Source organism: Actinophytocola sp., assembly GCF_036378875.1.
Taxonomy (GTDB): domain Bacteria; phylum Actinomycetota; class Actinomycetes; order Mycobacteriales; family Pseudonocardiaceae; genus Actinophytocola.
In genome coordinates this window covers 35,165-54,744 of the sequence record NZ_DASUVO010000107.1, presented here as the reverse complement: position 1 = coordinate 54,744, position 19,580 = coordinate 35,165, and the positions used below count along the sequence as shown (strand labels likewise).

General features: G+C 69.6%; 20 protein-coding genes. 13 read left to right on the top strand and 7 right to left on the bottom strand.

The genetic code is table 11. The features are described 5' to 3' along the window. The 3 genes from VF106_RS32530 to VF106_RS32520 all read left to right on the top strand — a co-directional run. Nucleotides 1-1,141, top strand: a 1,141-nt coding sequence (locus VF106_RS32530; RefSeq protein WP_330843727.1) for an aldehyde dehydrogenase family protein, incomplete at its 5' end; no start/stop codon positions are given. Then, entirely contained in the window at nt 1,142-1,906 is a 765-nt protein-coding gene (locus VF106_RS32525) for a 3-oxoacyl-ACP reductase (protein WP_330843726.1), read from the top strand. A 13-nt stretch (nt 1,907-1,919) separates the two neighbouring features. Further along, on the top strand, nt 1,920-2,654 hold the full coding sequence (locus tag VF106_RS32520) for a FadR/GntR family transcriptional regulator (RefSeq protein ID WP_330843725.1): 735 nt from the start codon (nt 1,920-1,922) through the stop codon (nt 2,652-2,654). Here VF106_RS32520 and VF106_RS32515 read toward each other — a convergent pair. Beyond that, nucleotides 2,651-3,136, bottom strand: coding sequence for a DUF1707 domain-containing protein (locus VF106_RS32515; protein ID WP_330843724.1), 486 nt, complete (start codon nt 3,134-3,136; stop codon nt 2,651-2,653). The genes VF106_RS32520 and VF106_RS32515 overlap by 4 nt on opposite strands. 266 nt (nt 3,137-3,402) lie before the next feature. Here VF106_RS32515 and ald point away from each other — a divergent pair, with 266 nt between their 5' ends. The 3 genes from ald (at nt 3,403) to VF106_RS32500 (ending at nt 7,407) form a co-directional block, all read left to right on the top strand. Continuing rightward, nucleotides 3,403-4,500: an alanine dehydrogenase gene (gene ald / locus VF106_RS32510; RefSeq protein WP_330843723.1), complete on the top strand. Its 1,098-nt coding sequence runs from the start codon at nt 3,403-3,405 to the stop codon at nt 4,498-4,500. Further along, the gene (locus tag VF106_RS32505) at nt 4,497-5,399 is read left to right on the top strand and encodes a site-specific tyrosine recombinase XerD (RefSeq protein ID WP_330843729.1); all 903 of its coding nucleotides are present in this window, start codon (nt 4,497-4,499) and stop codon (nt 5,397-5,399) included. Before ald ends, VF106_RS32505 begins: the two co-directional genes overlap by 4 nt. Before the next feature lie 130 nt (nt 5,400-5,529). Further along, the gene (locus tag VF106_RS32500) at nt 5,530-7,407 is read left to right on the top strand and encodes a pectate lyase family protein (protein WP_330843722.1); all 1,878 of its coding nucleotides are present in this window, start codon (nt 5,530-5,532) and stop codon (nt 7,405-7,407) included. Here the strand turns inward: VF106_RS32500 and VF106_RS32495 are convergent. Genes VF106_RS32495 through VF106_RS32480 form a run of 4 tightly spaced genes read right to left on the bottom strand, consistent with a single transcriptional unit; the run spans nt 7,404 to nt 10,774 of the window. Continuing rightward, the gene (locus VF106_RS32495) at nt 7,404-8,111 is read right to left on the bottom strand and encodes an aspartate/glutamate racemase family protein (RefSeq protein ID WP_330843721.1); all 708 of its coding nucleotides are present in this window, start codon (nt 8,109-8,111) and stop codon (nt 7,404-7,406) included. The two genes, VF106_RS32500 and VF106_RS32495, sit on opposite strands and share 4 nt — an antisense overlap. Nucleotides 8,112-8,114: 3 nt before the next feature. Next, a complete protein-coding gene (locus VF106_RS32490; protein ID WP_330843720.1) occupies nt 8,115-9,572 on the bottom strand; it encodes an NCS1 family nucleobase:cation symporter-1 in 1,458 nt (485 codons plus the stop codon). A 45-nt stretch (nt 9,573-9,617) separates the two neighbouring features. Next, entirely contained in the window at nt 9,618-10,331 is a 714-nt protein-coding gene (locus VF106_RS32485; RefSeq protein ID WP_330843719.1) for a GntR family transcriptional regulator, read from the bottom strand. A gap of 47 nt (nt 10,332-10,378) precedes the next feature. Beyond that, nucleotides 10,379-10,774 (bottom strand): VOC family protein, encoded by a 396-nt coding sequence (locus VF106_RS32480; protein ID WP_330843718.1) that lies wholly within the window; start codon nt 10,772-10,774, stop codon nt 10,379-10,381. Between the two features lie 157 nt (nt 10,775-10,931). On the opposite strand from VF106_RS32480, the gene VF106_RS32475 reads away from it, so the two are divergent. The 6 genes from VF106_RS32475 (at nt 10,932) to VF106_RS32450 (ending at nt 16,164) form a co-directional block, all read left to right on the top strand. Beyond that, a complete protein-coding gene (locus tag VF106_RS32475) occupies nt 10,932-11,879 on the top strand; it encodes a ParA family protein (RefSeq protein WP_330843717.1) in 948 nt (315 codons plus the stop codon). After that, nucleotides 11,876-12,205, top strand: coding sequence for a hypothetical protein (locus tag VF106_RS32470; RefSeq protein ID WP_330843716.1), 330 nt, complete (start codon nt 11,876-11,878; stop codon nt 12,203-12,205). Before VF106_RS32475 ends, VF106_RS32470 begins: the two co-directional genes overlap by 4 nt. Next, nucleotides 12,195-13,028, top strand: a complete 834-nt coding sequence (locus VF106_RS32465) for a segregation and condensation protein A (RefSeq protein WP_330843715.1) — start codon at nt 12,195-12,197, stop codon at nt 13,026-13,028. The genes VF106_RS32470 and VF106_RS32465 overlap by 11 nt, the downstream gene beginning before the upstream one ends. A 515-nt stretch (nt 13,029-13,543) precedes the next feature. Continuing rightward, nucleotides 13,544-14,323: an SMC-Scp complex subunit ScpB gene (gene scpB / locus VF106_RS32460; RefSeq protein WP_414639111.1), complete on the top strand. Its 780-nt coding sequence runs from the start codon at nt 13,544-13,546 to the stop codon at nt 14,321-14,323. Next, nucleotides 14,313-15,050: a pseudouridine synthase gene (locus VF106_RS32455; protein ID WP_330843714.1), complete on the top strand. Its 738-nt coding sequence runs from the start codon at nt 14,313-14,315 to the stop codon at nt 15,048-15,050. The genes scpB and VF106_RS32455 overlap by 11 nt, the downstream gene beginning before the upstream one ends. 1 nt (nt 15,051) lies before the next feature. Next, nucleotides 15,052-16,164, top strand: coding sequence for a DUF1015 family protein (locus tag VF106_RS32450; protein WP_330843713.1), 1,113 nt, complete (start codon nt 15,052-15,054; stop codon nt 16,162-16,164). Here the strand turns inward: VF106_RS32450 and VF106_RS32445 are convergent. After that, on the bottom strand, nt 16,144-17,331 hold the full coding sequence (locus VF106_RS32445) for a M20 metallopeptidase family protein (RefSeq protein ID WP_330843712.1): 1,188 nt from the start codon (nt 17,329-17,331) through the stop codon (nt 16,144-16,146). The two genes, VF106_RS32450 and VF106_RS32445, sit on opposite strands and share 21 nt — an antisense overlap. Before the next feature lie 71 nt (nt 17,332-17,402). On the opposite strand from VF106_RS32445, the gene VF106_RS32440 reads away from it, so the two are divergent. Then, on the top strand, nt 17,403-18,395 hold the full coding sequence (locus tag VF106_RS32440; protein WP_330843711.1) for an Lrp/AsnC family transcriptional regulator: 993 nt from the start codon (nt 17,403-17,405) through the stop codon (nt 18,393-18,395). Between the two features lies 1 nt (nt 18,396). Here VF106_RS32440 and VF106_RS32435 read toward each other — a convergent pair whose 3' ends face one another. Then, a complete protein-coding gene (locus tag VF106_RS32435; RefSeq protein ID WP_330843710.1) occupies nt 18,397-19,575 on the bottom strand; it encodes a cation:proton antiporter in 1,179 nt (392 codons plus the stop codon). Nucleotides 19,576-19,580: the final 5 nt, after the last annotated feature.

Sequence of the window (19,580 nt, the reverse complement as noted above, 5' to 3'; positions counted from 1 at the left end):
CACCATCGGCAACGCCCGGTGGGAGGCGGGCAACGTCCGCGACGTCCTGCACTACTACGCGGCCGCGCCGGAGCGGCTGTTCGGCCGGCAGATCCCGGTCCCCGGCGGGGTGGACGTGACGTTCAAGGAGCCGCTCGGGGTGGTCGGCGTGATCGTGCCGTGGAACTTCCCGATGCCGATCGCCGGCTGGGGTTTCGCGCCCGCACTCGCCGCCGGCAACACCGTCGTGCTCAAGCCGGCCGAACTGACCCCGCTGACCGCGATCAGGCTCGGTGAGCTGGCCCGCGAGGCCGGCATCCCCGAGGACGTCTTCCAGGTGCTGCCCGGCCGCGGGTCCGTGGTGGGTCAGCGGTTCGTGGACAACCCGTTGGTGCGCAAGGTGGTCTTCACCGGCTCGACCGAGGTGGGCCGGCAGATCATGGCCGGCTGCGCCGCACAGGTGAAACGCGTGACGCTCGAGCTGGGCGGCAAGAACGCCAACATCGTGTTCGCCGACGCCGACCTCGAGAAGGCGGCCGCCACCGCGCCGTACGGTGTGTTCGACAACGCGGGCCAGGACTGCTGTGCCCGCTCGCGGATCCTCGTACAGCGCGACGTGTACGAGAGGTTCATGGAGTTGCTCGAACCGGCGGTGCGTGGCGTGGTGGTCGGTGACCCGGGGGACGAGAAGACCGAGATGGGGCCGCTGATCTCCGCGGCGCACCTCGCGTCCGTGTCGTCCTATGTGGACGACGAGACACCGGTCGCGTTCCGCGGCGGCAAACCCGATGGGCCGGGATTCTGGTTCCCGCCAACGGTCGTGACCCCGCGCTCGGCCACCGACCGGGTCGTCACCGACGAGGTCTTCGGCCCTGTCGTCACGGTGCAGACGTTCGCCGACGAGGACGAGGCCGTCCGGTTGGCCAACGACACGGAGTACGGCCTGTCCGGCTCCATCTGGACCGAGAACGTCGGTCGCGCCATGCGGGTCGCCCGCGGCGTCGAGGCCGGCAACCTGTCGGTCAACTCGCACTCCTCGGTGCGGTACTGGACGCCGTTCGGCGGCGTCAAGCAGTCCGGTCTCGGCCGCGAGCTGGGGCCGGACGCGCTGGCCGCGTTCACCGAGACCAAGAACGTGTTCATCTCCACAGAGGGGGTCTAAGTGAATCGTTTAGAGGGCCGCGTCGCGGTGATCACGGGGGCGGCCAGCGGGATCGGGCTCGCCTCGGCGAAGAGGTTCGCCGAGGAGGGTGCCGTCGTGGTCGGTGTCGACCTCAACACCGACGCCATCGAGACGCTCGCGAAGGAGACCGGCGGCGCCGCGATCACCTGTGACGTCACCGACGAACAGGCCGTCGAGGCCATGTTCGCGCAGGTCGTCGCCGACCATGGCCGCGTGGACGTCGCGTTCAACAACGCGGGTATCTCCCCGCCGGAGGACGACTCCATCCTGGACACCGGCATCGAGGTGTGGGAGAAGGTGCAGCGGGTCAACCTCACCTCGGTGTACCTGTGCTGCAAGCACGTTCTGCCGCACATGCGCGCCCAGGGCAAGGGGTCGATCATCAACACCGCGTCGTTCGTGGCGGTGATGGGCGCCGCGACCTCGCAGATCTCCTACTCCGCCTCGAAAGGCGGCGTGCTCACGATGACCCGCGAGCTGGGCGTGCAGTTCGCGCGGGAAGGGATCCGCGTCAACGCGTTGTGCCCCGGCCCGGTGAACACGCCGCTGCTCCAGGAGCTCTTCGCGTCGGACGAGGAACGGGCGCAGCGTCGGCTCGTGCACGTGCCGATGGGCCGGTTCGCCGAAGCCGCGGAGATCGCCGCCGCCGCCGCGTTCCTCGCCAGCGACGACTCGTCGTACATGACCGCTTCGACGTTCCTGGTGGACGGCGGGATCTCGGGCGCGTACACCACTCCGTTGTAAGGCCGTGGGGGGAATGAGCCAGCGGACCGTGACCGAACACAAGGGAGTGACCGAGGCGTTGTTCCGCCCGGTACGCACCCGGAACGCCTTCGAGGAGACCGTGGAACGGCTGCTCCAGGCGATTCGGCTCGGCGTGGCCGCGCCGGGGGAGAAGCTGCCCGCCGAACGGGACCTGGCCGCGCGGCTCGGCGTGAGCCGGGTGACCCTGCGGGACGCCATCCGGGCGGTCGCCGACGCCGGTTACGTCGAGTCACGGCGCGGCCGCTACGGAGGCACGTTCGTCGCGGAGTCCCTGCCGTCACCGGCGCCCAGCCCGGCGCCGGCAGGGGACCTGGAGGATGTGCTCACATTGCGGCACGTTCTGGAATGCGGCGCGGTCGAGGCGGCGGCCGCCCGCGCACTCACCCCGGCCGACAGGCAACACCTGACCGCGGCGCTCCTCGACGTGTCCGGTGTGGACACCGAGCAGGCGGAGTACCGCCGCCGCGACTCCCGGCTGCACCTGGCCATCGCGGAGGTGGCCGGGTCCCCGTCGCTCACCACCGCGGTCGCCGACGTCCGCACCCGGGTCAACGAACTACTGGACGCGATCCCGTTGCTGGCGGCCAACATCGAGCACTCCAACACCCAGCACCGGACCATCGTGAACGCCATCCTGGCCGGCGACGCGCCCGCGGCACGCCAGGCCATGGCCGAACACCTCGAGGGCACCGCCGCACTGCTGCGAGGGTTCCTGGCGGGCCGCTAGAAACCACGCAGCCGGAGGCCGTCGACGTCGTAGCCGCCGTTCGCCAGCATCATGATGCCGTCGACCCAGCTCCAGATGATCCCGACGAGCAGGAGCGAGGACACCAGCTGCGCCACCGCGATACCCGTGTGTCCGGTGTAGAACCGGCCGATCCCGAACGGGAACGCGAGCTGTAACACGCCGGCCACCAACCGGTACCGCTCGGACTCGTACTGCACCGCCGGCGGTGCGGACGGGACGTACGTCGGTGGCCCGACCGGCGGTGGCAGGGTGATCAGCGGCGCCATGAACGGCGGGTGCGGCGGCGGCAGATCCGTGAACAGGTGTTTCAGGTCCGCTCTGGTACGGGCCTCCAGCGCGGCGGACATCCGCTCCTCGTACTCCTCTAGCGAGAGCCGACCGGCGGACATGTGGTCAGACAGGAACTTGACCGCGGACTCGCGCTCCTCGGTGCCGATGCGGAGGCTGTCACTGTCGGTCATAACTGTTCCGCCTCCCCGAATTTCAATGTGTTGGTCACGTTGGGGAGGGCAGGTCCCGCTTGGTCACGTGCCTGTGGCCGGCTTACGTCACGTTCCCCTGAGGTGCGGTCGCCAAGCACTCGGCCTGATCTCGATCCCGAGGCCGACACAGGGAGCGTCATGTATCCACTGTATCCCCGCCGCGCGGTATGCCGGCGGGAAGCGGCGAGCGGCGATAGGCTCCCGCTGGCCGGGCAACGGCGTCCGGGTGGAGGGAGGGGTCGGGGATGCTGGTCGGAGTGCCTCGCGAGGTGAAGAACCACGAGTACCGGGTCGCGATCACGCCCGCCGGGGTCGTCGAGCTGGTGCACCACGGCCACGACGTGCTGGTCGAGGCCGGCGCCGGGGACGGGTCGTCGCTGCCCGACCACGACTACGTCGCGGCCGGCGCCAAGATCGTCCCGACCGCCGACGAGCTGTGGGCGTCCGCCGACCTCGTGCTCAAGGTCAAGGAGCCGATGCCGGAGGAGTACCCGCGACTGCGGCGCGGCCAGATCCTGTTCACCTACCTGCACCTCGCCGCGAACGAGGAGTGCACCCGCGCGCTGGTCGACGCAGGCACCACCGCCATCGCCTACGAGACCGTCCGCGGCCCGGACGGCTCGCTGCCGCTGCTCGCGCCGATGAGCGAGGTCGCCGGCCGGATGGCCCCACAGGTCGGGGCGCACTGCCTGGAACGCGCGCAGGGTGGCCGAGGAGTGCTGCTCGCGGGTGTGCCCGGGGTGCCGGCGGGCAAGGTCGTGGTGATCGGTGCCGGGGTCGCGGGGATGAACGCGGCGACGGTCGCGCTGGGCATGCAGGCCGAGGTGATCGTCCTCGACACCAACGTGAACCGGCTGCGGCAGATCGACTTCACCTACCGGGGCCACCTGCAGACCGTCGCCAGCAACGCCTACGAGATCGCCAAGGCGTGCCGGTGGGCGGACCTGGTGATCGGCGCGGTGCTCGTGCCGGGCGCGAAGGCGCCGAAGCTCGTGAGCAACGAGTTGGTGGCGCAGATGCGACCCGGGTCAGTCCTGGTCGACATCGCCATCGACCAGGGCGGTTGCTTCGCCGACTCGCGACCGACCACACACGCCGACCCGACGTTCACCGTGCACGAGTCGGTGTTCTACTGCGTGGCGAACATGCCGGGCGCGGTGCCGAACACCTCGACGTGGGCGCTCACCAACGTGACCCTGCCGTACGCGGTGGCACTGGCCGACAAGGGGCTCGCCGCGCTCCAGGACCCCGCCCTGGCCGCGGGCCTCAACGTCGCCGAGGGCAAGGTGATGCTCGCCGAGGTGGCGGAGGCGCACGGCATGGTGTTCGGGGGTGCGGGCTGACCGTCGGCAGCGCCATCACCGCTTACCTGGACCACCTCGCCGTCGAGCGAGGTACCGCACGCAACACACTCGACGGGTACACCCGTGACCTGCGCCGGTACGAACGGCACCTGGCCGCACTCGGCGTGCTGACTCTGGACGCGGTGACCGAGGCACACGTGTCGGCGTTCCTCGCGGTGCTGCGGGAGGGCACCGACGAGCACCCGCCCCTCGCCGCGTCGTCGGCCGCGCGTGCACTGGTCGCCGTGCGTGGCCTGCACAAGTTCGCTGTGCGGGAAGGGATCGCCGAGCTGGACGCGGCCCGCGAGGTGAAGCCGCCGGCCGCGCCACGCCGGTTACCCAAGGCACTGCCGGTCGACGACGTGCTGCGGCTGCTGGAGACGCCGTCGGGGCTGCGGGAGCGCGCGTTGCTGGAGGTCCTGTACTCGACCGGCGCCCGCATCTCCGAGGCGGTCGGCCTGGACCTGGACGACATCGACGCCGCCGAGCGCACGGTGCTGCTGGACGGCAAGGGCGGCAAGCAGCGGCTGGTGCCGATCGGCCGGCCGGCGCTCGACGCGCTGGACGCCTACCTCGTGCGAGCCCGGCCGGAGCTCGCCGCGGGTGGCCGGGGGAGTCCCGCCGTGTTCCTGAACGTGCGGGGTGGGCGGCTGTCCCGGCAGAGCGCGTGGCAGACGCTGAAGGTGGCCGCCGAGCAGGCCGGGCTCGCGGCGACCGTCTCCCCGCACACCCTGCGCCACTCGTTCGCCACGCACCTGTTGGAGGGTGGCGCTGACGTCCGCGTTGTCCAGGAGCTGCTCGGCCACGCGTCGGTCACCACGACGCAGGTGTACACCCTCGTCACGGTGAACACGCTGCGCGAGGTGTACGCCACCGCACATCCCCGAGCGCGTGGATAGCGCTTTCCCTAGGGCTTGTCACGCCAGGTGAACGTTCAGTGACCCATTGACGTCGTCGGTGTCCGGTTCTACCGTCTTAGGCAAGCGCTTTCCGCGTACCCTGCTGATCGTCGAATGTGCGGAGGCAACGATGCCCCCATTGCTTCGCCGCGCCCTCCTGCGGTCCTTCTCCGTCATATTGCTCGCGCTCCCATTAGTGGCGGTGGCGCAGTCGAGCGCCGAACCCGTCAGTCCACTGGCAGACACGCCGGTCGGGTTCGCCAGCGTCAACGCGTTGGGACAGAACGGCACCACCGGCGGCGCCGCCGGTCCGACCGTCACGGTCACCAACGCGACCGACCTCGCGTACTACGCGGGCCGAAACACCCCGTACACCATCCAGGTCACCGGGCGGATCACGTTCGACGACATGATCACCGTGGTGGCCAACAAAACCATCGTCGGCGTCGGCGCCGCGGAGATTTCCGGCGGCGGCCTGCAGATGGGCTCGACCACCCGGCCCGGGAACAACGTGATCGTGCGCAACATCAGGTTCACCGGCGCATCGGACGACTCGATCAGCGTCACGAACTCGGCGCATCACGTCTGGATCGACCACAACGACTTCTCCGGCGGCTACGACGGCCTGCTCGACATCAAGCGGGCGTCCGACTACGTCACCGTGTCCTGGAACCACTTCCACGGCCACAGCAAGGCCTCGCTGGTCGGTCACTCGGACACCTACACCCAGGACGCCGGGCACCTCAGGGTGACCTACCACCACAACTTCTTCGACGGCACCGAACAGCGCCACCCACGCGTGCGGTTCGGCGACCCGGTGCACGTGTTCAACAACTACTACCGGAACAACGGACTGTACGGCGTCGCGTCCACAATGGATGCCGGGGTGCTCGTCGAGGGCAACTACTTCGAGAACGTCGCGCACCCGAGCTACGTGGGGTACGACGAAAGCGGGCCCGGCCGGTTGGTGGCGCGCAACAACGTCTTCGTGAACTCCGGCGTGCCGGAGACCGCCGGCACGGTCACCGAGCCCCGCACGTTCTACGCGTACACGGTGGACGCCCCGTCCAGCGTGCCGTCGATCGTGCGCGCCGGCGCCGGCGTCGGCAAGATCACGGCGACGCTCGCGGCGAACGCCGTCGACGGCTTCGCCAGCGTGAACGCGTTGGGGCAGAACGGAACCACCGGCGGCGTCGGGGGTCCGGTGGTCACCGCGACCACCACCGACCAGCTGTTGGAGTACATCGACACCGTCGGCCCGATGGTCATCCAGGTGTCCGGGCGGATCGCCATCACCAGCAAGCAGGGCGTCCGGCCGAACAAGACCATCGTCGGCATCGGCACCTCCGCCGAGATCACCGGGGGAGGGCTGGACTTCTACCGCTCCTACAACGTGATCGTCCGCAACATCAGGTTCTCAGGCGCCGAGGACGACGCGGTGAACGTCGGGCAGAACTCACACCACATCTGGATCGACCACAACGAGTTCGTGGCCCCGGTGGACGGCGCGGTCGACATCGTCCGCGGCGCCGAGTACGTGACCGTCTCGTGGAACCACTTCCGCGGCACCGACAAGTCCATGCTGATCGGGCACTCCGACGGCAACGCGTCGCAGGACACCGGGCACCTGAAGGTCACCATCCACCACAACTTCTTCGACGGTTCGGTCCAGCGACATCCCCGCGTCCGGTTCGGCGAGCCGGTGCACGTGTACAACAACTACTTCCGCGCCAACAGCCTCTACGCCGTGGCGTCCACGATGAACGCCGGCGTGCTGGTCGAGGGCAACTACTTCGAGAACGTCCCGTTCCCGTGCTACTCGGCCAGCGGCTACGCCGACTCCGGTCCCGGCAGGCTCGTGCAGCGGAACAACGTGTTCACCAGCTCAGGTGGCTGTGAGGTGTCCGGTTCGGTCACCGAACCCCGCACGTACTACCAGTACACAGTGGACAACCCGGCCAGTGTGCCGGCGGCCGTGCGGGCCGGTGTCGGTATCGGCAGGATCTAACGGGCGAAGCCGTGCAGCAACCCGCGGTACGGCTTCGGTGGTGGGGCCGCGAACTCGCCGCGGTCGCCGGTGCGCAGCCCCATCGCCAGCAGTGACTGGACGGCGAGCGTCGCGGCCTGCACGCCGTCCACCACCGGGGCGCCGATCTCCGCGCTGAGGTCGGCGACCAGGTGCGTCATGCCGGCGCAGCCCAGCACGATCGCGTCCGACTCGTCGCGTGCCAGTGCTTTCCGGCACGCCGCGGTGATGGTCGCGAGCGCGTCCGGGTCACGATCGAGGTCCAGCACCCGGATGCCGCACGCGTGCACACCCCGGCAGAACCGTGCGACGCCGTACCGCTCGGCGAGGTCCCACGTGCGGCCCCTGCTCCGGTCCACAGTGGTCACGACGCTGAACCCGCGGCCGAGGTAGCTGGCCGCACGCATCGCCGCCTCGGCCATGCCGACCACGGGCCCGTCCGAGACCTCGCGGGCCGCGTCCAGGCCGGGATCGCCGAAGCAGGCGATCACGTACCCGTCCGCGTCCCCGATCTCGGCCAGCACGCCCGGCGCCGCGAGCGCCTCGTCGTAGTGGCTCTCGATCGACGCAGGACCCATGGACGCGGTCACCGCGTGCACCTTCTCACCGGCCACGGCCCGCGCCGACCGTTCGATCGCCTCGGTCATCGGCACGCTGGTGTTCGGGTTGATCACCTTGATCAACACGCGTCAGACCTTCCGCCGGGACAGCAGGGTGTGCACCACGAAGCCGACCGCCATGCCGATGAACCACGTGTACTGGGCGGTGGTGGACATCCCGGGACCGCCCTTCCACAGCACCGGTACCAGTGCGAGCACCGCGCCGGACGCCGTCGCGATGATCGCCTTCGGGTTGTATCCCTTGCGGAAGTGGTACTTCCCGTCCTCGGACAACGTGAACATTGCGTCGATGTCCACGACCTGCCGGCTCACCACGTAGTAGTGCGCGATCAGTACGCCGAACAGCGGGCCGATGAACGCGCCGAGCACCTCGAGGGTGTAGTGGATGACCTCCGGGTTGTTGTAGAGGTTCCACGGCGTGATGAGCACGGAGCCGACGGCCGCGATCATGCCGCCCGCGCGCCAGCTGATCCGTTGTGGACTGACGTTCGAGAAGTCGAACGCCGGCGAGATGAAGTTGGCCACGATGTTGATGCCGATCGTGGCGACCGTGAAGGTCAGCGCACCAAGGACGATCGCGAACGTGCTGTCGATGCGGGCCACCGTCTCGACCGGATCGGTGATCAGCTCGCCGAACACCGGCACCGTCAGCGACGCAGTCACGACGACGAGGATCGAGAACATCAGGAAGTTCAGCGGCAGGCCGAGCAGATTGCCGCGCTTGACGGCCGCGAAGCTCCTGCCGTAGCGGGAGAAGTCGCCGAAGTTCAGCATCGGACCGGAGAAGTAGGACACCACGAGCGCGATCGCCCCGAGCATCACCGGCACCGCGTCGAAGCCGGTGTAGCGGACCTCGCCGAGGTTCAGGTCGATCGCGCTCCAGCCGGCCTCGTAGATCAGGTAACCGCAGAGCAGGAACATCACGACGTACACCGCCGGACCGCAGAAGTCGATGAACCGGCGGATCGACTCCATGCCCGTCCAGAACACGGCCGCCTGCGCCACCCACAGGATCGCGTAGGACAGCCAGCCGAGCAGCGGCAGGCCGAGGAAGCCGTACTGGTCCACGTCCGCGAGCGGACCGAGGCCGGGGAACAGCTTGATCAGCACGACGTTCAGCGCGACCGAGGCGAGGTAGGTCTGGATCCCGTACCAGGCAACGGCGATCAGCCCGCGGATGATGGCCGGGATGTTCGCGCCGAGTACACCGAACACGGTCCGGCAGATGACCGGGAACGGCACCCCGGTGAGCTGGCTCGGCTTCGCGACCAGGTTGCAGAACAGGTAGACGATCGAGATGCCGACGACCAGCGAGATCAGCACCTGCCAGCTCGACAGTCCGAGCACGAACAGGCTGCCGGCGGTGACGTAGCCGCCGACACTGTGCACATCGGACATCCAGAACGCGAAGATGTTGTAGGAGCCCCAGGTCTGGTTGCGGAGCGGGGCCAGGTCCTCGTTCGTCAAGCGCGGGTCGTAGTCCGGTGCGGCTACGATCGTGGCGTCACGCGGCACGGTCTCGGTCATGCCCATCGACGCTAAGCGCGGTGTGTTACGCAGCTGTGTCCTGGATCATATATTTGGCCGGAAGAGTCCGGTGTGTTCCGGGAGCGTGGCGAGCGAGGCCTCGAGCCGCCGGTGGTGCTCGCCAGCCACCCGCAACAAAGCCGCCGCGTCGCGCCGCTCGAACGCGGCCAGCATCTCGCCGTGGTCGCGGTGCAGCGTCGTCCGGCCGGCCACGGACAGGTGTGCCATGGGCTGCACCGGTTCGGTGATGTTCCACGCGGACTCGAACATGGTGAGCAGCCGGTGCATCCCGCACGGCCGCACCAGTGCGAAGTGGAACCGCCGGCTCTCCCGGTGGTACCCACGCACGTCACCCGAGGAGATCGCGTCCTCCAGCGCGCCGTGCGCCTCGCGGGCGTGCGCGTCGTCCGCCGCCGTCGCCGCGCCGACCGCCGCGTTGAGCGCCGCGGTTTCCAGCACCTCGCGGACCAGGTACAACTCGCGCAGCTCGGCCGGGGTCAGCTTCGCCACCGTGTAACCGGCGTTGGGCCGGTGCTCGACCAGCCCCTCGCCGATGAGCGTCTTGAGCGACTCGCGGACCGGGATCCGGCTGACCCCGAACACGGCGGCGACCTCGTCGGGCGGTATCGGCGTACCCGGCGGCACGCCGCCGTCCAGCAGACAGCGCCGCAGCTCGGCGAGGATCGCCGCCTGCGAGGTGACCGCCGGTTCCTGCAACAACTGCGCGATCAGCGCTGACCGGCGTCGTGGCCCTGGCATCCCCCGAGGCTAGGCCGATTGGCAAGGATGTTGGTTGACGGCGTGTTTCAGCTCTCGTCCATCTGGAACAGAGTCAGCTGTAGCCCGGCCGGGCCCTCGACCCGCGCGTTCGTCGACCGGAACGGGGTCTTCCTCGGCTCCGCGAGGACCTCGCCGCCCGCGTCACGCAGCGCGGCGGTGCCGCCGTGCACGTCGTCCACCTCGAACGCGACGCGGATGTGGCCCGCCACCCGGCGCCCGACCTCGACCTGGTCGATGTACTCGGCCGTCGCAGGCTCGGCCAGCTCCAGGGTCGCCGCGCCGGCGTCCAGGATCATCACGCGGCTGCCGCCCTCCGGCTGGACGGACTCCCGTTCGGCCATGCCGAGCACGTCACGGTAGAAACGCACCGCGGCGTCGTAGTCGTCGGCCGTCACGACGAGGCGGAGCTGGCGAACGGACATCCGAACCCTCCAGGAAGATCGTTTTGCCATGGCAAACCGGCAGGTCAGGCTTTTTATTCCATAAAAAACCCGGGTTGACGGCGAGCCGCTTTGCCGGTTCGTGACAACAATCTCTAAGCTTCGGCGCACAGCGCGGACTACAAGGAGCTAGGTCGATATGTCGACATTGCAGCCCTCGGACCAAGAGCTGAGTCTCGCACCGAGGGCGGCCTCTGACGAGGACGAAGCACTCGACGAGAGCTCGAACGGATCGGGCGCCATCAACCGTGCCAAGCGGCAGATCCCGGAGCCGCCGCTGCTCAACGGCCACGGCCCGGCGAAGATCATCGCACTGTGCAACCAGAAGGGCGGCGTCGGCAAGACCACCTCGACGATCAACCTCGGTGCCGCGCTGACCGAGTACGGCCGCCGGGTGCTGATCGTCGACTTCGACCCGCAGGGCGCGCTGTCCGTCGGCCTCGGCATGCCAGCGCACACCCTCGACAAGACGATCTACAACGTCATGATCGAGCGGTCGATCACCGTCGACGACACGATCATCCGCACCGGCGTCGACAACATGGACCTGCTGCCGAGCAACATCGACCTGTCCGCGGCCGAGGTGCAGCTGGTCGCCGAGGTCGGCCGCGAGCACACGCTGCTGCGGGTGTTGCGGCCGGTCATCGACGTGTACGACTACATCCTCATCGACTGCCAGCCCTCGCTCGGCCTGCTGACGGTCAACGCGCTCACCGCCGCCGACGGGGTGCTCATCCCGCTGGAGTGCGAGTACTTCTCGATGCGTGGTGTCGCGCTGCTCACCGACACGATCGAGAAGGTGCGTGAGCGGCTCAACCCCAAGCTGGAGATCACCGGCATCCTCGCGACCATGTACGACCCGCGCACCGTGCACTCCCGCGAGGTCATGTCCCGCGTCATCGAACGTTTCGGTGACGTCGTGTTCGACGCCGTGATCAACCGGACCGTCCGGTTCCCGGAGACCACGGTGGCCGGCGCGCCCATCACTGTGTGGGCGCCGCGTTCGGCGGGGGCCAAGGCGTACCGCCTGCTGGCCAGAGAGGTGATCGCTCGGGAGACGGTCGCCCGACAGGTGTCCGCCAGGTGACGCGCCGGCCTTCGTTGCCGGGAGCGGATGAGCTGTTCAGACCGACGGGCCCCGCCGACGGTGTGGCCCCGGGGTGGGTGGAGCGTGCCGGGGGCCCGGCACGCCGCGGCACACCACGGCAGAAGCACACGTCGAAGATCACCGTCTACGTTTCCGACGAGGAACTGCTCGCGCTGGAACACGCCCGGCTCGCGCTCCGAGGTACACACGGGCTGACCGTGGACCGCGGCAGGATGGTCCGCGAGGCGATCGCGGTCGTGCTCGCCGACCTCGACGAACACGGCGAGGAGTCGGTGCTCGTGCGGCGCCTACGTCATGACGAATGAGACCCCGCCCGCCGAGGACACCCGGTCCGGCCGCTTCACGGTCCGGCTGTCGAACTTCGAGGGCCCGTTCGACCTGCTGCTCCAGCTCATCTCGCAGCACGAGCTGGACGTCACCGAGGTCGCGCTGCACCAGGTGACCGATGACTTCATCGCACACCTGCGCCAGGCGGGCGACGACTGGAACCTCGACGAGACCACCGAGTTCCTCGTCATCGCGGCGACGCTGCTCGACCTGAAGGCGGCCCGGTTGGTCCCGACGGGCGACGTCGAGGACGAGGAGGACCTGGCACTGCTGGAGGCCAGGGACCTGCTCTTCGCGCGGCTGCTGCAGTACCGGGCGTACAAGCAGGTGGCGGCACTGTTCGCCGAGCTGGAGGCCGGTGCCCTGCGCCGATACCCGCGGTCGGTGACCCTGGAGGACCGCTTCCAGGCGCTGCTGCCCGAGGTGATGCTGGGCGTGACCCCGAACCGCTTCGCCGACCTGGCGGCCGCGGTCTTCCGCCCGAAGAAGCCCCCCATGGTGTCCCTCGACCACCTGCACATGGGCAAGGTCTCGGTCCGGGAGCACGTGGCGGTGCTCCGCGTCCGCCTGGCATCGGCGGGCAGGCTGACCTTCGCCGAACTGGTGACCGACTGCGAGCACAGCATCGAGGTGGTCGCGCGGTTCCTGGGCCTGCTCGACCTGTACAAGGAAGATGTCATCCGGTTCTACCAGGAAGAAGCCCTGGCGGAACTACACGTCGAGTGGACGGGCGGCACCGTGGAGGAAGCCACAGCGGCCGCGACAACACCCGCCCCCGGCGACGAGGAGGAGTACGGGTGAGCGACCAGCACCCACACCACGAGCCCCACGCCGACAGCACCCCGGCACCGACTGGCTCATCCACTGAGCCAGTGCCGGGGGCTCCCCAGGAGGACGTGACGGAGGCGACCCGGGAAGCCGGGGACGCGGTCTCCGAAACCGCGGCTTCGGAGACTGGGCCTTCGGAGACCTCTGCCTTGGCTACCGCACCATCGGCCGACGCCCCTGCGGACAGCCAAGCCGAGCCAGAGGCCGAGTCCGATGCCGACCCCGGTGCCGAGAGCCGTGCCGCGTCAGGGGCTGAGCGGCATTCCGAGTCCGCTGTTGAGGCCCAAGAGGAGCCCACCGTCGAGCCGCCGGCGGAGACCCAGGCCGAGACTTCGGCGGAGGGCGCCGTAGCGGATCCTGCCGCCGCGACGGCACCCGACGAAGTGGCTGATCCACTCATCCACTCAGCCACGGCCGGCGAAAGTGGCTCATCCACCGAACCACCCGACTCCCAACCGGCCGTCGACACGACTGACCCCCAGTCGGCCATCGTTGACGACGCTTCCCTCCTCGTGGGCGATGCCGTGGATGACGGTCCCGCGAGCGGCGAGGGCGCGGTCCCTGTCGACACGACCGATCCCCAGCCGGCCATCGTTGACGACGCTTCTTTCCCTGTCGGCGATGCCGTCGATGACGGTCCCGCGAGCGGTGAGAGCCCAGTCCCGGCCGACGTTGCCGGCGAGGCAGCCGGTCCGGTCGACGATGACTCCGAGGACGGCCTTGCCCCACTCAGCGACGCCGACCTCGAGTCAGCGCTCGAAGCGCTCCTTCTCGTCGTCGACGCGCCAGCTGAGGAGGAGGGGCTCGCCGCCGCACTGGACACCACGCCTCTTCGGGTGGCCGAGCACCTGCGGCTTCTTTCCGACAAATACACCAATCAGGACCGTGGCATCGACCTTCGTCGGGCCGGGGGTGGCTGGCGTTTCTACACCCGCGACCGCTACGCCCCCTATGTCGAGAAGCTCCTACTCGATGGTCAGCGGGCCAAGTTGACCAGGGCCGCCCTCGAAACGCTTGCCGTCATCGCCTACCGTCAACCCGTGACCCGTGCCAGGGTCGCCGCCGTTCGTGGGGTGAACTGCGACGGTGTCATCCGTACCCTGCTCGCCCGCGGGCTGGTGGAGGAGACCGGTACCGACCAGGAGACCGGCGGTTTCCTCTACCGCACAACCGAACTGTTTCTCGAGCGCCTCGGACTGTCTTCTCTGGACGACCTGCCGCCGATCGCGCCTTTGTTGCCGGAGGTCGACTCCATCGATGAACTCTGAACCGGAGGGCATCCGCCTGCAGAAGGTGCTGTCCCGCGCCGGCGTCGCGTCCCGGCGTGCGGCCGAGGATCTCATCGCCCAGCGGCGGGTCAAGGTTGACGGCAAGGTGGTCACGGAGTTCGGCCGCCGCGTCGATCCGGACACCGCGGTGATCCACGTCGACGACGTGCGTGTCGTGGTTCGCGAAGGGCTCGTGTACTTCGCGTTCAACAAGCCGCGCGGCGTGCACACCACGATGTCCGACGACCGGGGCCGGCCCTGCGTCGGCGACTACGTCCGTGACCGGGATGAGCGGCTCTTCCACGTTGGACGCCTCGACGTCGAAACCGAGGGGCTGCTGATCCTCACCAACGACGGCGATCTCGCGCACCGCCTGATGCACCCGTCCTTCACGGTCAACAAGACCTACCTCGCCGAGGTGCCCGGGCCCGTGCCCCGCGGGGTCGGGCGCGCGCTCCGTGACGGCATCGAACTCGAGGACGGCCCGGTCAGGGTCGACGCGTTCCGGGTCGTCGACACGAGCGGTGGCCGCGCGATGGTCGAGGTGGTCCTGCACGAAGGCCGCAACCACATCGTCCGCCGGCTCCTCGCCGCCGTCGACCTGCCGGTGCGCAAGCTGGTCCGCACCCAGATCGGCGACGTCCACCTCGGCAACCAGCGATCCGCCTCGCTACGCCCGTTGACCCGCCAGGAGATCGGCTCGCTCTACGCCGCGGTCGATCTCTGACATGGGCTGGGTACGGCCGATCACGCGAGGTTGGGTCGTGCGCGACGAGGTGCCAGGCCCGGACGTCGACGAGTTCGCCGAGCCGGACCGGGTCACCGAAGCCCTCGCCCGGTCCGGCGCCACCCTCCTCGCCGTACAGCATCCACATCGGACCCCCGAGGCGTTGGCGGCCGGCCGCGGCCTGCTGGAGTCGTTGCCGGCGGCCAGGAACACGCTCAAGACGCTGCTGCGAACCGCCTACCGCGACGTGTCCACAGTGGTCGCACCGTACGAGGTGGACGGCCCGGACGGCACCGCGTGCGGCGTGCTGTGCATGGTCGACCCGGCCGCGGTCGGCGCCGGACACGTACGCCACAGCGAGGAGGTCTACCCGGACATCGTGGCGGAACGCGCGGCGGTGTTAGCCGGCCTTGGCTACGCCACCAGCGCCGCCCTCCTGGTCCCGGTGGGGGAGCGGGACGACCTGACGGCCGAGGTCCGGGCCCACACCGCGGGCCAGCGACCCGCGGTGTCCACGGTGGACTCCAAGGGCCGCCGCCATCGCCTGTGGCTGACCAGCGACACCTCGCTCCTCGCCGTCGTGGAAGCACATCCGCTCATGGTGGCCGACGGCAACCACCGGGTAGCCGCCGCCGCGTCCGCCGGGCTGGGCGGCTTGTTGGCACTCGTCACCGCGGGCCCCGGGCTCCGCATCGGCGCGATCCACCGGGTGCTGACGAACACGGGCCTGACGGCGTCGGACCTCGCCACGGCGTGGCGCAACGCAGGACTGACCGTCCACGAGGAACCGCGATCACCCGCACCGGGCACCGTGGTAGTTCGCTGCCCGAACACGACCCTGGTGGTGGACTTACCGCCGGGCGGCCTGGACCACGCGGTGGTGGAGGAGACCCTCCTCGCCGCGGCACTCCATCTGGACCCGGAAGGCTCCAAGGTTCAGCCCTTACCCGCCGGCCGCAAACCTCCACCCAACACCGACGCGGTGCTGGAACTGGCCCCCATCCCACTGTCCACTGTGCTGGCAGAACACGCGGCAGGTCGCCGCATGCCTCGCAAGAGCACGTACTTCACGCCGAAACCCCGCAGCGGACTGCTACTGGCCGACCTGCGTTAGCGCGAGTGCGGCGTACACGGCGGCGCCGTCGGTGATGACACCTTCGTCGAATACCACGGTCTCGGAGTGGTTGTCCGGCGCGGTCTTCGGGTCGGCGTCGGGCGGGCAGGCGCCGAGGATCACGAACGCCCCCGGCACCTCGGTCAGCACGCGCGAGAAGTCCTCGGCGCCGGCGAACGGGGCCGCCATGGGCTGGAACCGTTCCGTGCCAACGACGTCGGCGATCACCGTCGACGCGAACGCCGCCCTGCCGGGGTCGTTCACCGTCACCGGATAGCCGTCCGCGATGGACACGTCGACGGTGAGTCCGTGTCCGGTGGCGATCGAGGTGACCAACCGCCCCGCCGCCGACAGGACCTCTTTCCTGGCGCGGTCGGAGAACGCGCGCACGGTCGTCTCGAACCGGGCACGGTCGGGGATCACGTTGCGTCGGCTGCCTGCGTGGAACTGACCTGTGGTCAGCACGACCGGGTCGAACACGTCCATCCGGCGCGTCACCATGGTCTGGAGCGCGAGCACCATCTCGCACGCCGCCGGGATCGGGTCACGGGCCTTGTGCGGCGCAGACCCGTGCCCGCCCGAGCCGAGGACCGTGACGTCGAACGCGTCGCAGGAGGCCATGACCGGGCCGGGACGCGTGGTGAACGTCCCCTGCGGCAGCCCCGCGGTGAACACGTGCATGGCATAGGCGGCCGACACCCGCTGTCCGGCCGCGTCGAGCACGCCTTCGGCGACCATCAGCGCGGCCCCGTCGCAGCCCTCCTCGCCTGGCTGGAACATGAACACCACATCGCCGGCGAGCTCGTCGCGACGTGCCGCGAGCAGCCGTGCCGCGCCGACGAGCATCGCTGTGTGCAGGTCATGCCCGCACGCGTGCATCGCCCCGTCCACAGTGGACGCGAAGTCGAGTCCGGTCCGCTCGGTGAGCGGGAGGGCGTCCATGTCCGCGCGCAGCAGCACGGCAGGTCCTGGCCGGCCGCCACGCAGCACGGCCGTGACCGAGGTCAGGCCGGCGCCGAACGTCAGCTCCAGCGGCAACCCGTCGAGCGCGGCGACCACCGTGTCGCGGGTGCGGGGCAGGTCCAGGCCCACCTCGGGCTCGGCGTGGATGGCTCGCCGCAGCGCGACCAGGTCGTCCCGCATGTCTCGTGCGTCGTCGAGAATCATTCCTCCACTGTCACCGATCGGTCCTATCCTGGGTCCCAGGTATCGGAATCGCGTCACAACAGGGGTGATCGATGCCGGAATCGACCACGCTCGATGAAGTCGACCGCGCGCTGGTGAACGTGCTGCAGGTCGCGCCGCGCGCGTCGTGGACCGAGGTGGGCGCGGCGCTGGCGATCAACCCGGCGACGGTCGCCCGCCGCTGGACCCGCCTGCACGACAGCGGTCTGGCCAGGGTGACCGCCTACCCGAACCTCGCCGCGTGGGCACGGCACCGCTGCATGGCGTTCGTCGACGTCGACTGCGATCCGGCCGGCCGCGACGGCGTGGTCGCGCGTCTGGTCCGGGTGCCACGCATCGTGTCGGTCACGATTGCGAGCAGCGGCCGGGACCTGTACCTGACCGTACTGGCACCGGACCTGGCCGAGCTGTCGACGACGGTCCTCGGCGTGACCGGTGTCCGAGGCACCCGCACACACCTGGTGACACGCCTGTTCACCGAGGGCGCCACGTGGCGGCTCGACGCGCTGGACAGTGAGCAACGCGCGGCACTGCACCCGCGATCAAAGGCCGCCGCGGTCCTCCCGGACGCCGACCGTGACCTGCTCCTCGCCATGTCCGACGGCCGGCGCAGCGTCGCTGAGGTCGCCGAACGCACCGGCACCAGCACGTCCACCGCACGTCGCCGAATGGTCCGCGCCCTGCGCGACGGCACCCTGTCGCTCCGCTGCGAGACCACCCAGCGGGCGACCGGCTGGCCGGTGGCGGCGAGCTTCTGGGCACGGGTGCCCCCACACGAGCTCCGTGACGTGGCAGCCGGACTCGTCGGCCTGCCGGAGATCCGGATGTGCGCGGCGGTCACCGGCGTCGACAACCTGGTGATCAGCCTGTGGCTGCGCTCGCTCGCAGACAGTCAACGGTTCGAGGAGCAGCTCTCCACCCGGTTCCCGACCCTCGCCGTCACCGACCGCACGATCGCGTTGCGGGCCACCAAGCGCATGGGCTGCCTGCTCGCTCCGTCCGGTCACATCCGTGAGGTCGTCCCGGCCGACCCGTGGAGCGGGTAGGTCACGCCGTCGCCGGGCGCAGCCGGGCAACCGCCAGCCGGGCGATCGGTTCGACGAAGCGGGCCGCCAGCGGACCGAGGACCGCCATGATCAGGACGTACGCCGTGGCCAGCGCGGCAAGCTGGTCGTCGACCGCGCCAGCCGACACCGCGAGGCCCGCGATGACGATCGAGAACTCGCCGCGTGCCACCAGCGCCGCGCCCGCACGGGCACGGCCCATGCGCGCGATGCCCTGGCGTTTCGCGGCCCACCAACCCGTCGCCACCTTGGTGATGGTCGTGACGAACGCCAGCGCCAACGCCACACCCAGCACGGGTGGCATGGACGCCGGGTTCGTGTTCAGTCCGAACACGACGAAGAACATGGCGGCGAACAGGTCCCGCAGCGGCTCGAGCATGCGGGTCGCGTTCTCCGCCGTCGAACCCGAGATCGCGATGCCCAGCAGGAACGCGCCCACCGCCGCCGAGACCTGCAGCTGGGACGCCACGCCCGCCACCAGCAGCGCCGCCCCGAGCACCCGCAGCAGGAAGACCTCAGGGTCGGGACTGTCCACAAGGGCCGACACGTATCGGCCGAACTTCAGCGCCAGCAACAACACCAGCGTCACGACGAGCAGCGAGATCCCGATCGCCGTCAGGCCGCCCAGCAGTGTGGCGCCCGCGAGGACCGCCGTCAGGATCGGCAGGTAGACCGCCATCGCCAGGTCCTCGAACACCAGGATCGACAGGATGACCGGGGTTTCGCGGTTACCCAGCCGGCCCAGGTCTCCCAGGACCTTCGCGATGATGCCCGACGACGAGATGTACGTGACGCCCGCCATGGCCAGCGCGCCGACCGGCCCCCAACCGAGCATCAGCGCCACCGCGACACCCGGTGCCGCGTTCAGCACCAGGTCCACGATGCCCGCGAGCCACGACCGGCGCAGGCCCGTCACCAGCTCCGCCGCCGAGTACTCCAACCCGAGCAGGAGCAGCAGCAGGATCACGCCGATCTCGCTCGCGATCGACGAGAACTCCTCGATGCCTTCCAACGGAAGGAGCCCGCCGCTGCCGAACGCGAGGCCGCCGAGGAGATAGAAGGGGATTGGGGAGATGCCGATCCGCCACGCGAGCCTGCCGAGCACGCCCAGGCCGAAGAAGATCGCGCCGAGTTCGATCAACGCGACTGCGGTGTTGTGCACGCGTC